The organism is Cellulomonas sp. EB106-03-03-XG116, assembly GCF_058792015.1.
Genome location: NZ_JBYTEP010000019.1, coordinates 23417 through 36232 on the forward strand (window position 1 = coordinate 23417; position 12816 = coordinate 36232).

The window sequence follows — 12816 nt, forward strand, 5'->3', positions numbered from 1 at the left end:
CGGCGAGAGAGGACCCTGGACGGTCCTATCCCGGCGGGACGGTCCTATCTCGGCGACGTGTGACGGGACGACGCGAGCGTGCCCCGGCTTCGGTGACGGTCAGCGGGCCTGGCCCGTGGCGGCGATGCGGGCGCGCACCAGGCCCGAGACCTCGACGAGCGACGCCACCTGCGCGTCGTCGAGCGGCGACAGCAGCAGCTCGCGCACGAGCACCCGGCGGGTCTGCTGCGCGGCCCGCCCGGCCGCCTCGCCCGCCTCGGTGAGGCAGACGACCGTGCCGCGGCCGTCCTGCCGGTCGCGGCTGCGCGTCACGAGCCCGCGGGACTCCATGCGGCGCAGCTGGTGCGAGACCCGGCTGTCCTGCCACTCGGCCGCGGCGGCGAGGTCCTTGGCCCGCAGGCCCGGCTGCCCGGCCGCGAGCAGCGGCTCCAGCAGCTCGAGGTCGGCGACGGACACGCCGGCGTCGGCGCCGAGCCCGCGCTCGAGCGCCGTGAACATCTCCCGGGAGAGTCCCAGGTACATGCGCCAGGTGGCGTCCTCGTCGACCTGCGCGCGCCCGTCCTCTGGAGCCATGGGCACAGCGTAGGGCCCCGCCGTCGCGCGACGGGGCCGTTCCGTCAGACCTCGATCGTGTACATGATCGCGCCGTGCGTCACCTCGTACCCGAGGCTGGCGTACAGCCCGTGCGCGCCCGTCGGGTTCTCGGTGTCGACGTCGAGCTCGGCGTACTGCATGCCGTCCGCCCGGAACGACGCCATGGCGGCGGTCAGCAGCGCCGGGGCGATCCCGCGCCCGCGCCACGCGCGCCGGACGCCGAGCAGCTCGGTGTAGCCCGAGGTGAACCCCGCGACCTCCCAGTCGTGCTCGTACCGGCCGGAGAGGGTGTAGCCCGCGACCTCGCCGGTGGCCTCGTCGAGGGCGACGTGGCTCCACTGCGGGGCGAACATCGCGCGACCCTGCTGCCAGTGCTCGGCCGTCCGGGGCTCGCTCCCCCAGTGGTCGGCGAACGCCTCGTTGTGCGCGAGCCGCACGGCGTCGTCGAGCTCGGCGGACCACGGGACGATCCGCACCCCGTCGAGCGGGCGGGGCTCCGGGAGCGGGCGGGACAGGTCCCGGCGCATGTCGGTGTAGTAGCGGATCGGCGCGTAGCCGGCCGCGGCGTGCAGCGCGAGCGCGTCGGCGCGGTGGTCCTCCAGGAACGCCGCGACGCGCCCGGGCGCGTCCTTGCCCGACTCGACGAGCTTCTGCCGCGCCCGCGCGGTCGCCCAGGCCAGGATCGCGCGCCCGATGCCGCGGCCCCGCCACTCCGGGTCCACGCCGCCGAACACCCACACGCGGATGACCCGGACGTCCCCGGGCGGGGCGTCGAGGGTGATCCAGGCGCGCGGGACGCCGTCCGCGTCGAGTCCGACGCGCGAGTCCCGCGCCGGGTCCTTCCAGTCGCCGTCGAAGCCCTCGCCGACCTCGGTCTCGCTGGTGCGGAACGGCTGGGCGTCGGCCGCCTCGATCCGGGCGACCAGCGCGGCGAGCACCGGGACGTCGTCGCGCGTGAGCGGGCGCCAGGTCAGGCCGGTGGCGGCGGGGTCGGGCTCGGGGAGCGTCGCGGGCGCGGCCGCGCGCACCGCGAGCGGCGGGACGGCGGGCGTCTCAGTCGTCTCGGGCATGCGGGACACGGTGCCCGACGGTCGCCCGCCCTGTCACGCGAAATCGCCGCCGGCGGCACCGGGGCGCTGGTCACGGGCGCCCGACGCCCTCGGGAGCCCGCGGGTCAGGCGTCGATCTGCGAGGCGTCCAGCGTCGACGCGCCGGCCACGATGAAGTCCTTGCGCGGCGCGACGTCCGAGCCCATGAGCAGCTCGAACGTCTCCTCCGCGCTGCGGACCAGCGCGTCGGCCGACTCGGCCGCCGGCAGGGTCACCCGGCGCAGCGTGCGGTGCCGCGGGTCCATCGTCGTCTCCGACAGCTGGTCCGCGTCCATCTCGCCGAGGCCCTTGTAGCGCTGGATGTCCTCCTTGTAGCGCTTGCCGGCCTTGTCGAGCTTCTTCAGCGTCGCGGCGAGCTCGGCCTCGGAGTACGTGTAGACGTACTCGTTCTTCCGGCTGCCGGCGCCGATCACCTCGATGCGGTGCAGGGGCGGGACCGCGGCGTACACCCGGCCGGCCTCGACCAGCGGCCGCATGTACCGGAAGAACAGCGTGAGCAGCAGCGTGCGGATGTGCGCGCCGTCGACGTCGGCGTCGGTCATCAGCACGATCTTCCCGTACCGCGCGGCGTCCAGGTCGAACGTGCGGCCGGACCCCGCGCCGATCACCTGGATGATCGCGGCGCACTCGGCGTTGCGCAGCATGTCCGAGATCGACGCCTTCTGGACGTTGAGGATCTTGCCGCGGATCGGCAGCAGCGCCTGGAAGTCCGAGGACCGCGCGAGCTTGGCGGTGCCGAGCGCGCTGTCGCCCTCGACGATGAACAGCTCGCTGCGCGACACGTCGTCGCTGCGGCAGTCCGCGAGCTTCGCGGGCAGGGACGAGGACTCGAGCGCCGTCTTCCGGCGGGAGATCTCCTTCTGCTTGCGCGCCGAGACGCGGGCGCGCATCTCCCCCACGACCTTGTCGAGCAGCGCGGCCGACTGGGCCTTGTGCTCGCGCTTGGCCGACGTCATCAGCGCGGCGAGCTCGGTGTCGACGACCTTCGCGACGATGTTCCGGACCGGGGCGGTGCCGAGCACCTCCTTGGTCTGGCCCTCGAACTGCGGCTCGGCCAGCCGGACGGTCACGACGGCGGTGAGGCCGGCGAGCACGTCGTCCTTCTCGATCTTCTCCCCGCCGTCCTTCGCGGAGATCTTCAGCCGGCGGGCGTTGGCCTCCACCTGCTTGCGGATCGTGCGGAGCACCGCGGTCTCGAAGCCCGCCAGGTGCGAGCCGCCCTTGGGCGTCGCGATGATGTTGACGAAGGTGCGGACCTCGGTCTCGTAGCCCGTGCCCCAGCGGAGCGCCACGTCGACCTCGCAGTCGCGCTGCACCTCCTGCGGGGTCATGTGCCCGCGGGCGTCGAGCACCGGCACGGTCTCGGAGAAGGTGCCGGAGCCGGTGAGCTGCCAGGTGTCGGTCACCGGGGCGTCCGGCGCGAGGAAGTCGGCGAAGTCGACGGTGCCGCCGTCGTGCCGGAACACCTCCTCGTGCGGGCCCTCGGCGCCGGGGGTGCCGGCGAGGCCGCGCTCGTCGCGCACGGTGATCGTGAGGCCCGGCACCAGGAAGCTCGTCTGCCGGGCGCGGGTCACGAGCTCGTCGTACGAGAACACCGCCGACGTCGGGAAGATGTTCCGGTCGGCCCAGTACCGGATGCGGGTGCCGGTGCGGCCCTTCGCGACCTTGCCGACGACGTCGAGCTGCGAGCGGGCCACGAACGGCTCGAACGGCGACTCGGGGCTGCGGCCGGCCGCGTCGTCGAACACGCCCGGCTCGCCCCGGTGGAACGTCATGCGGTGCGTCTTGCCCCCGCGGTCGACCTCGACGTCGAGGCGCTCGGACAGCGCGTTGACCACCGAGGCGCCGACGCCGTGCAGGCCGCCGGACGCGCCGTACGAGCCGCCGCCGAACTTGCCGCCCGCGTGCAGCTTGGTCAGCACGACCTCGACGCCGGTCAGACCGGTCTTGGGCTCGACGTCGACCGGGATGCCGCGGCCGCTGTCGCGCACCTCCACCGACGAGTCGGCGTGCAGCACGATGTCGATGCGGTCGCCGTGCCCGGCCAGGGCCTCGTCGACCGAGTTGTCGATGATCTCCCAGAGGCAGTGCATGAGGCCCCGGGAGTCGGTGGAGCCGATGTACATGCCCGGGCGCTTGCGCACCGCCTCGAGCCCCTCCAGCACGGAGAGGTGGCGGGCGGTGTAGCTGGACTCGGCGGATGCGGTCGACACGAGTCCCGAGGGTAATCGCTCGGACCGACACATCCGCGGCACCATGCCGCACTCCGACGCCGTTCCTCAGCGCGCCGTGCGCGCGCGGTCACGATCCGGTGTCGGTCCCGTGACGGGTCGATGACGCCGGGTGATCCGGCGTACGCGGTGAGCGAACCACCCGCCCCCGACGGGAAGGATCCCGGCCCGGGATGGTTGTATGTCAGCGTGACCGAGACGATCGAGACCACGAACCCGCTGACCGCAGCCGACCGCTGCGACCGCTGCGGCGCTCAGGCCTACGTCCGCGTGCAGCTGCCCGTGGGCGAGCTCCTGTTCTGCGCGCACCACGCGCGCGAGCACGCGCCGAAGTACTCGCAGGTCGCCACCCACGTGCAGGACGAGACGGACAAGCTGCTCGCCGAGCACGGAGCCGGGGCCGGCGCCGCTCGCTGAGCCGCGCCACCCAGGCCGGCCGCGCACCGCGAACGGGTGCCGCGCGCCGCGACGACACGAAGGAAGGGGCCCGCCCGGCTGCAGCCGGACGGGCCCCTTCCGCGTGCGGTCACCGCCGCAGGACGACCTTGAGCGCGTCGTGCCGCCCCGCGGCGCCGAACACCTCGTACGCCTCGTGCATCTGGTCGAGGGCGAACGTGTGCGTCCCCATCGGGCGGATGTCGAGGGAGCCCTCCGCCACGAGGTCGAGCAGCATCGGCGCCGTGACACCGTCGACCAGGCCCATCGTGATCGTGATGTTCTCGATCCACAGCCGGTCGATCGGCAGCGTGACCGGGTGCCCGTGCACGCCGATGTTGGCGACGTGGCCGTACGGGACCACCAGGTCGAACGCGGCCTCCAGGGTCTGCGGCAGGCCCACGGCCTCCATCACCACGTCGGCGCCCCGGCCGCCGCAGAGGTCCCGGACCTCGTCCTGCCAGCCGGCGGCGCCCGAGTTCACGGCGTGCGTCGCCCCGAAGTCCTGCACGGCGCGGTCGAGCCGGAACGGGTCGAGGTCGACCGCGACGACGCGGCGGGCGCCGTGCAGGTGCGCGGTCGCCATCGCCGCCAGCCCGACCGGTCCGGCGCCGATGCAGACCACCGCGTCGCCGGGCGAGACCGCGCCGTTGCGCACGCCCATCTCGTAGCCGGTCGGGAAGATGTCGGACAGGAAGATCACCTCCTCGTCCGACAGGCCGGCGGGCACGCGGTGCAGCGAGGTGTCGCCGAACGGCACCCGGACCAGCTCCGCCTGGGTGCCGTCCACCAGGTGCCCGAGCACCCAGCCGATCCCGCCGACCGACTGGCAGTGGCTCGCGCGGCCGACCCGGCAGTACCGGCAGGTGCCGCACGAGGTGATGGCCGGGACCACGACGCGGTCCCCCACCGCGAACTTCCCGACGGCCGGGCCGACCTCAACCACGGTGCCGACGGCCTCGTGGCCCAGGACGCGTCCGGGCGTGACCGCGGGGACGTCGCCGAGCAGGATGTGCAGGTCCGTGCCGCAGATCGTGGTCGTGTCGACCTGGACGACCACGTCGGTCGCGTCGACGACGTGCGCGTCCGGCACGTCCTCCCACTCCTTGCGTCCCGGGCCGTGGTACACGAGTGCCTTCATCGGGGGACCTCCTCCGGCGGGCGCCGTCGCCCGCCTGCCTGGGTCGCCTCGCCGTCGAGGTGACCTTCGTCCCCCATCCACCTCCGCCGCGCGGGTCGCCGAGTGGGACCGAGGTCCCGAACCGGACATCACCGCGACGCCCGGGTACGACGAAGGGCCCACCCCGTGCGGGGTGGGCCCTCCGTCGTACCGGCTCAGTCCAGGTAGTCGCGCAGCACCTGGGAGCGGCTCGGGTGGCGCAGCTTGGACATCGTCTTCGACTCGATCTGGCGGATCCGCTCGCGCGTCACGCCGTAGACCTTGCCGATCTCGTCCAGCGTCTTCGGCTGGCCGTCCGTGAGGCCGAACCGCATCGAGACGACGCCGGCCTCGCGCTCGGACAGGGTGTCCAGCACCTGGTGCAGCTGCTCCTGCAGCAGCGTGAAGCTCACCGCGTCCGCGGGCACGACCGCCTCGGAGTCCTCGATGAGGTCACCGAACTCGCTGTCGCCGTCCTCGCCGAGCGGGGTGTGCAGCGAGATGGGCTCGCGGCCGTACTTCTGGACCTCGACGACCTTCTCGGGGGTCATGTCGAGCTCCTTGGCGAGCTCCTCCGGCGTGGGCTCCCGACCGAGGTCCTGGAGCATCTGCCGCTGCACGCGCGCCAGCTTGTTGATGACCTCGACCATGTGCACCGGGATGCGGATGGTGCGGGCCTGGTCGGCCATCGCGCGGGTGATCGCCTGGCGGATCCACCACGTGGCGTACGTCGAGAACTTGTAGCCCTTGGTGTAGTCGAACTTCTCGACCGCGCGGATCAGACCGAGGTTGCCCTCCTGGATCAGGTCCAGGAACAGCATGCCGCGGCCGGTGTAGCGCTTGGCGAGCGAGACGACCAGGCGGAGGTTGGCCTCGAGCAGGTGGTTCTTGGCCCGACGGCCGTCCTGCGCGATCCACTGGAGCTCGCGGCGCGCCTTCGGCTCGAGGTCGTCGCCGATCGCGGCGAGGCGCTCCTCGGCGAACAGGCCGGCCTCGATGCGCTTGGCGAGCTCGACCTCCTGCTCGGCGTTCAGCAGCGCGACCTTGCCGATCTGCTTGAGGTAGTCCTTGACCGGGTCGGCGGTGGCGCCCGCGGTCACGACCTGCTGGGCCGGGGCGTCGTCCTCGTCGCGGTCGGACACGACGAAGCCGGTGTCCGTGGACTCCTCGGCCGCGGGGGCCTTCTTGGCGGCGGCCGCGGGGGTCTCCTCGGACTCGCCGTCCTCCGTGGTCTCCTCGGCGTCGTCGCCGGCCTCGAGCTCGGCGTCGTCGATCTCGACGTCCTCGAGCTCGACGTCCTCCTCCTCGCCGTCCTCGTCCGACTTGGCCTTGGTGGCCTTCGTCGCCTTGACGGGCTTGGCGGTGGCGGCCTTGCCGGCGGTCGCCTTCTTGGCGGCGGCCGGCTTGGCGGCGGCGGCGCGGGTCTTGCGGGCGGGCTTCTCCGCCTCGTCGCCGTCCTCGGCCGCGACGACGGCCTTGGCCGACGGGCGCGCCTTGGCGGTGGTGGCCGCGACGGCGCGGGCGGGCGCGGCGGTCGGCTCCTCGATGGTGATGCCGGCGTTGGCCAGACCGCGCACGACGGCCTTCAGCCGCCGGGCGTCCTCCACCTGAGCGGCCTCGCACGCGTGACGCAGCGCAGCGGCGTCGACGCTGCCGTTGGTGCGCCCGGCGCGCACGAGGTCCTGCAGGGCGGGGTGCTCGAACTCACGCGGGAGTGTGGGGGTGGGAGTCTGGGGCGTCACGAATGACCTTTCGGCAGCAAGGGACCCGGTTCGGCGCATCGGGTACCTCGATATTGTACCGGCCCGCACCCACCTCGGGATGCCCCCGGACGGGCGGCGAGGCCTCGGTCCGGCAGGCCGGATGACCTGTCGTAGGTGCTCAACGCACGACACCCGCCGCGGATTCCCGCGGCGGGTGTCGACGTGTGCGCGTCGCCGGGACCCGGCGTGTCCCGGGCACCCGGGCGTGTCGCCGCCGGGTGGCCGTGGCCGTGGCCGGCGGGACCCGGATCAGCTGGGGTCGGGCTTGACCGCCAGCACGGGGCACGGGGAGTCGAGCAGGATGCGCTGCGCGTTCGCGCCGAGGATCAGCTTGCCCACCGGGCTCCGCCGGCGCAGGCCGATGACGATGAGGGTGGCGTCGGTCTCCTCGGCGGTGCCGATGAGCGACTCCGCGACGTCGCGGCCGCCCGTGATGACGCGGACGTCGTGCGGGACGTCCTCCGACTCGAGCGACGCGCGGACCTCGTCCAGCGCCGCGGCGAGCTCGGCCCGCTGCTCGTCGGTCTCGTCCCCGCGCTCGCTCACGACGACGACGAGCGGCTCGGACCGCCGGACCGCCTCGCCCGTCGCCGCGGCGAGGGCGGCACGCCCCTCGACGGTCGCCAGGTACCCGACCACGATGCTCATGTGTGCTCCTCGCACGTGCGCTGTGCGTCCTCGGGCGCGCACCGGAGCGCCGTCGCGCGGGTGCGGGCCGTGGACCGTGGTCCGACCGTACCGGAAGGGGTCGGGGCGCACGACCGGCCGCGGGGCGCTCAGCAGCGGCGACGCACCCACCCGGGCGGCAGCCCCGCGCCGAGCGCCCGGTCGAGCAGCTCGGCGAGCCGGTGACCGGGGTCCTGGTCCAGCGCCCGCTCGACCAGGACCGAGGCCCGCACGGCGTCCCCGTCCCACCACGCCAGCAGCGCGAGCACGGTGAGCGCGGGCGCCTGCCGGTCGCGGCGCCCGTGGGCGACGACGTGCTCGAGCAGCGCCCGCCCCGGGACCGTGACGTCCTCGCGCGGCTCCCGGCCCCGGACCGGGTCGACCACCAGGTCGAGCGCGGCGCGCACCCGCTCGGAGACGGTGCCGCCACCGCGGCCGGGCGCGGGATCGCGGTCGGGGTCGGGATCGCGGTCGGGTCCGGGGTCGGGGTCGGGGCCGGGCTCGGAGTCGGGGTCGGGGTCGGGCTCCCGGCCGCACCAGGCGTCCCCCGCGGGGTCCTCGTCCGCCGGCGCCCCGAGCCCCACCCCGCCCGTGCGGAGCACCGCGTCGGGCAGCCCCTCGTCGTCCGGGTCCACGAGGGTGAGGACGACGGCGTCGCGGACGACCGGGTCGAGCAGCGCCGCCTCCAGCCGCCCGAGCACCGCGGCGGACGGCCGGCCCCCGCCCCCGTCGCGGCTCGCGGCGGCCGCGGCGCGCCAGGCCGCGAGCGAGCGCTGCCGCCAGCGCAGGACCGCGTCCGGCCCGTCCGCGCGCAGCAGGGCGTCGAGCCAGCGCGACCGGGCGGTCGCGGCGGACCGGCGCGGTCCGGGTGCCGCCGGGCGCACCAGCCCGAGCTCCTCGCGGGAGCCGGCCACCCCGCCGCGCCGGCCGACCAGCCGGCCCGCGAGCTCCCCGCCCGACAGGTCGGCGAGCGGGTGGCCGCCGACCGGGCAGCAGCCGGGGTCCCGGCAGTCCAGCCCGACGTAGCGCTCGTCGGCCACGGACCAGACGGTGAGCGGCGCGACCTCGGCGACGGCGCGCCGCAGCACGTCCGCGGCGCGCCCGGCGCGGGAGCCGCGGGCGACCCGCAGGCCGCGGTCGGGGTCGCGCGGGTCCCCCTCCCCCGCGTGCAGGACGACGACCACCTCGGCCGCCCCGTCCGCCCGCAGGTGGCCCGCGAGCCCGGCGGCGAGCCGCGCGCCGTCCGGGCCCACGAGGTCGTCCAGGTCGGCGCGCGCGACCATCCCGAGCCGGAGCCCCGGCGGCCGGAGCGAGACGAGCACGGCGGAGTCCCGCGGCGGGAACCCGAGCAGGTACGGCACGAGCGCGAGCAGCTCGCGCGGGTGCCCGAGCCGGAGCGTGGTGCGGGGGTCGGAGGGGCCGGTGGCGGGGGCACCGCCGGGAGGGGCGTCGGGCCGGTCACCCGGCCGGGGCGTGGTCGTCGTCATGGCCCCACCCGACCGCACCGCGGGCAGCCCCCGCCGCACCACCGGCCCCGCCCTGGGGACGACGCACCACCCCCGGGCCTGTGGAGGGCTCGGCACCCGCTCACCGAGCGGCGCTACTGTGACGCCCGTGCTCCGCCGTCCCCTCGCCGCCGTCCTCCTGACCGTCGTGGCGCTGGGCACGGCCGGCTGCACCGGCGAGGACGACGCCGCCCGGCCGACCGGCACCGCCGCGACCGCGACCGCACCGGCGCCGGCTCCCACGGAGTCCCTGCTGCCGAGCCCGACGTCGACGGGGTCGGCGGTCGGCGACCTGGCGGCCGGCTTCCCGTCCGACCTGGTGTCGCCCCCCGAGGGCAGCGAGATCCTGGTGTCGAGCGCCGAGACCGACGCGGCGACCGGGCTGACGACCATCAGCCTCAACCTGCGCAGCCCGCTCGCGACGGACCAGCTGGTGCAGGCGGTGCGGGACCAGCTCGTCGCGGCGGGCTTCGCGGAGACGGTGGTCGACCCCGGATCCACCGGCCTGGCGGCGACTTCGACGTTCGTCCGCGGCGACGGCGCCGCCGAGCTGCTGACCCTGGGCGTGCTGGACCGCGACGGCCTCCGCACGCTCACCCTGGGCGGGACCGTCCGGCTCTGAGGCCCTAGGCTCGCCGGGTGAGCACCGCCCCCGCACTCGTCGACGCCGAGGACCTCCGCACCCGGGTCGACGCCCTGCTCACCGAGCACGTCGAGGCGCTGCTGCCCGAGCTCGTCCGGTCGGGCGCCGGCGCGGCACCGCTCGCCGAGGCCCTGGACCAGATGCTCGGCGGCGGCAAGCGGCTGCGTGCGGCGTTCTGCTGGTGGTCGTGGCGCGCGCACGGGGGTGACCCCGCCTCCCCCGAGGCGGCGGTGGTGCTCCGCGTCGGCGCGGCGCTGGAGCTGTTCCAGGCGGCGGCGCTGTTCCACGACGACGTGATGGACGACTCCGACACCCGGCGGGGCAGGCCGGCGGCGCACCGGCGGTTCGCCGCCCGGCACGTCGAGCAGGGCTGGTCCGGCGACCCGGACCGGTTCGGCGAGTCGGCGGCGATCCTGCTCGGCGACCTCGCCCTCGTCGCGAGCGAGCGCGAGTTCGCGCGCGCCGTGGCGGACCTCCCGGCGGAGCGGCGCGCCGCGGCGCACGCGGTGTTCGAGCGGATGCGGACCGAGGTCACCGTCGGGCAGTACCTCGACCTGCTCGCGGAGGTGCTGCCCTGGGGCGAGGACCCGGCGGCGGACGAGCGGCGCGCCCGCGAGGTGATCGTCGCCAAGGCGGCGCGCTACAGCGTGGAGCACCCGCTGCTGCTGGGCGCCGTGCTCGCCGGCGCCGACGAGGACGCGCAGGCCGCCACCGCCGCGTACGGCCTGCCGCTCGGCGAGGCGTTCCAGCTCCGGGACGACCTGCTCGGCGTGTTCGGCGACCCGGCCACGACGGGCAAGCCCGCGGGCGACGACCTCCGCGAGGGCAAGCGGACCGTGCTCGTGGCGCGCGCGATGGCCCGCGCCCGGGCCACGGGCGACGCCGGCCTGGCCGACGCGCTGCACGCCGGGCTCGGCGACCGGGGCCTCGACGACGAGGCGTGCCGGGCGCTCGCCGCCCGCATCGAGGCCAGCGGCGCCGTGGCCGAGGTCGAGGCGCTCATCGCCGACCTGAGCGCGCGCGGGTTCGCCGCGCTCGCCCGGGCGGAGCTCACCGAGGACGGCCGGGCGATGCTCGTCGCGCTCGGGCACGCGGCGGTCGAACGCCGGGCCTGAGCCCGGCGGTCGGCGCGGCCGTCAGAGCAGCGCCTGGGCCCGTCGCCGCACCTCGGTCTTGTGGCCGGCGCGCAGCGCGTCCACCGGCCGCCCCGGCAGCGACTCGTCGGGCGTGAACAGCCACGCGATGGCCTCCGCGTCCGGCATCCCGACGTCCCCGAGCACCGACAGCGTCCCCTGCAGCGAGGCGAGCACGGCCGAGCGCGCCTCGGGCGCCTCCTCGGCGTAGCCCTCGGGCGCGGTCGCGGGGTTGCGCGCGTCGACGGGCACGAGGAACGCGGCGGGGATGCTCAGCACGGGCGGGTCGCCGCGGCGGACGCCGGCCAGCCGGCGCTCCTTGAGCAGGCGACGGACCTTCCCGGCGTCGACGCCGAGCTCCTCCGCCACGTCGGGCACGGTCAGCCAGGAGTCGACCAGGTCATCGGGGATCTGCGCAGTCACGCGGGCCAGCGTACTGACGGACGGGCCCGCCGCGCGCACGGCGCCGCGTTCACCCTGGTGGTGCAGCCCACTCGCCCGGGGGCGTGAGGAATGCGTCCGAAATGTCCTGGTCATTGCACCAAATGGCTCCGCCGACTTCCCAGGCCCCTGGCCGTGCACTACCGTCGCACTGGTCACTTCAGTCACACGAGTCACACGAGTCACGCGCCGCCGGCGCGTCACGCCACCGCACCACGCCGTCTCAGCACCAGGGGTCCCCACCATGTCGCAGCCCGCCCTCGCCCTCACGGACCAGGCCGCGCGCGCCCTCGGCGCCCCGGCCCGCGCCACGGGCCGCCGCGGTCGGCGCCTCGCCACCAGCACCGGCGCGCTCGCCATCGCCGCGGTCGCGGCCACCGCCGCGGCCCCGGCCGCGCACGCCGACGAGCAGTACACGGTGCGCTCCGGCGACACCGTCAGCCACATCGCCGCGAAGTACGGCACGAGCGTGCAGGCGGTCCGCGGCGCCAACGGCCTGAACGGCAGCGCCTTCATCCGCGAGGGCCAGCGCCTCACGATCCCGACCTCCGGCGGCGCCGCGGCCACCACGACCGCGGCCCCGGCGAGCGGCGCGCACACGGTCGCGTCCGGCGAGACCGTGTCGGCCATCGCGAAGCGCTACGGCACCACGGTGGCGGCGATCACCTCGGCGAACGGGCTCGACTCCCGCGCCTTCATCCGCGTCGGCCAGACCCTGACGATCCCCGGCGCGTCCGGCGCCGCCACGACGGCGGCGGCCGCGACGGCCGCACCCGCCGCCGCGGGCGGGGCGCACACCGTCGCCTCCGGCGAGACCGTCTCGGCCATCGCGAAGCGCTACGGCACCACCGTCGCCGCGGTCGTCTCCGCCAACGGCCTCGACTCCCGCGCCTTCATCCGCGTCGGCCAGACCCTGACGATCCCCGGCGCGTCCGGCGCCGCCACGATGACCGCCGCCGCGACGGCGCCCGCCGCCACGGGCGGCCGGCACACCGTCGCCTCCGGCGAGACCGTCTCGGCCATCGCGAAGCGCTACGGCACCACGGTCGCGGCGATCACCTCCGCCAACGGCCTCGACTCCCGCGCCTTCATCCGCGTCGGCCAGACCCTGACGATCCCCGGCGCGTCCGGCGCCGC

At 75.7% G+C, this 12816-nt stretch carries 12 protein-coding genes; 4 read left to right on the forward strand and 8 right to left on the reverse strand.

Going from position 1 to position 12816, the window contains the following annotated elements; genetic code table 11:
- Positions 1 to 99: 99 nt before the first annotated feature.
- The 3 genes from AC3WUG_RS09365 to AC3WUG_RS09375 all read right to left on the reverse strand — a co-directional run bounded on the left by AC3WUG_RS09365 (position 100) and on the right by AC3WUG_RS09375 (position 3916).
- Positions 100 to 573, reverse strand: a complete 474-nt coding sequence (locus AC3WUG_RS09365) for a MarR family winged helix-turn-helix transcriptional regulator (RefSeq protein ID WP_492327400.1) — start codon at positions 571 to 573, stop codon at positions 100 to 102.
- A gap of 44 nt (positions 574 to 617) precedes the next feature.
- Positions 618 to 1664, reverse strand: a complete 1047-nt coding sequence (locus tag AC3WUG_RS09370; RefSeq protein ID WP_492327401.1) for a GNAT family N-acetyltransferase — start codon at positions 1662 to 1664, stop codon at positions 618 to 620.
- A gap of 104 nt (positions 1665 to 1768) precedes the next feature.
- Positions 1769 to 3916, reverse strand: coding sequence for a DNA gyrase/topoisomerase IV subunit B (locus AC3WUG_RS09375; RefSeq protein ID WP_492327402.1), 2148 nt, complete (start codon positions 3914 to 3916; stop codon positions 1769 to 1771).
- Between the two features lie 195 nt (positions 3917 to 4111).
- Between AC3WUG_RS09375 and AC3WUG_RS09380 the strand changes: the two genes are divergently transcribed.
- Positions 4112 to 4351 carry a DUF7455 domain-containing protein gene (locus tag AC3WUG_RS09380; protein ID WP_492327403.1) on the forward strand — a complete coding sequence of 80 codons (240 nt, stop codon included), beginning with the start codon at positions 4112 to 4114 and terminating at the stop codon, positions 4349 to 4351.
- A 109-nt stretch (positions 4352 to 4460) separates the two neighbouring features.
- Here the strand turns inward: AC3WUG_RS09380 and AC3WUG_RS09385 are convergent, their stop codons facing one another.
- The 4 genes from AC3WUG_RS09385 to AC3WUG_RS09400 form a co-directional block, all read right to left on the reverse strand.
- On the reverse strand, positions 4461 to 5510 hold the full coding sequence (locus tag AC3WUG_RS09385) for a zinc-binding dehydrogenase (protein WP_492327404.1): 1050 nt from the start codon (positions 5508 to 5510) through the stop codon (positions 4461 to 4463).
- Positions 5511 to 5704: 194 nt separating this feature from the next.
- Entirely contained in the window at positions 5705 to 7309 is a 1605-nt protein-coding gene (locus tag AC3WUG_RS09390) for an RNA polymerase sigma factor (RefSeq protein ID WP_492327405.1), read from the reverse strand.
- Positions 7310 to 7540: 231 nt separating this feature from the next.
- Positions 7541 to 7939 (reverse strand): universal stress protein, encoded by a 399-nt coding sequence (locus tag AC3WUG_RS09395; RefSeq protein WP_217613885.1) that lies wholly within the window; start codon positions 7937 to 7939, stop codon positions 7541 to 7543.
- A gap of 128 nt (positions 7940 to 8067) precedes the next feature.
- Positions 8068 to 9444 carry a DUF4192 domain-containing protein gene (locus tag AC3WUG_RS09400; protein WP_492327406.1) on the reverse strand — a complete coding sequence of 459 codons (1377 nt, stop codon included), beginning with the start codon at positions 9442 to 9444 and terminating at the stop codon, positions 8068 to 8070.
- 127 nt (positions 9445 to 9571) lie between these two features.
- Between AC3WUG_RS09400 and AC3WUG_RS09405 the strand changes: the two genes are divergently transcribed.
- Together AC3WUG_RS09405 and AC3WUG_RS09410 are read left to right on the forward strand one after the other, a co-directional pair.
- Positions 9572 to 10084, forward strand: a complete 513-nt coding sequence (locus AC3WUG_RS09405) for a hypothetical protein (protein ID WP_492327407.1) — start codon at positions 9572 to 9574, stop codon at positions 10082 to 10084.
- 17 nt (positions 10085 to 10101) lie between these two features.
- Complete coding sequence (locus tag AC3WUG_RS09410) at positions 10102 to 11220, forward strand: polyprenyl synthetase family protein (protein ID WP_492327408.1); 1119 nt, start codon at positions 10102 to 10104, stop codon at positions 11218 to 11220.
- A 21-nt stretch (positions 11221 to 11241) separates the two neighbouring features.
- Here AC3WUG_RS09410 and AC3WUG_RS09415 read toward each other — a convergent pair whose 3' ends face one another.
- Positions 11242 to 11661, reverse strand: coding sequence for an Rv2175c family DNA-binding protein (locus AC3WUG_RS09415; RefSeq protein ID WP_308160795.1), 420 nt, complete (start codon positions 11659 to 11661; stop codon positions 11242 to 11244).
- A 262-nt stretch (positions 11662 to 11923) separates the two neighbouring features.
- On the opposite strand from AC3WUG_RS09415, the gene AC3WUG_RS09420 reads away from it, so the two are divergent.
- Positions 11924 to 12816 (forward strand): LysM peptidoglycan-binding domain-containing protein (locus tag AC3WUG_RS09420; RefSeq protein WP_492327409.1); only part of this gene is annotated, 893 nt, incomplete at its 3' end.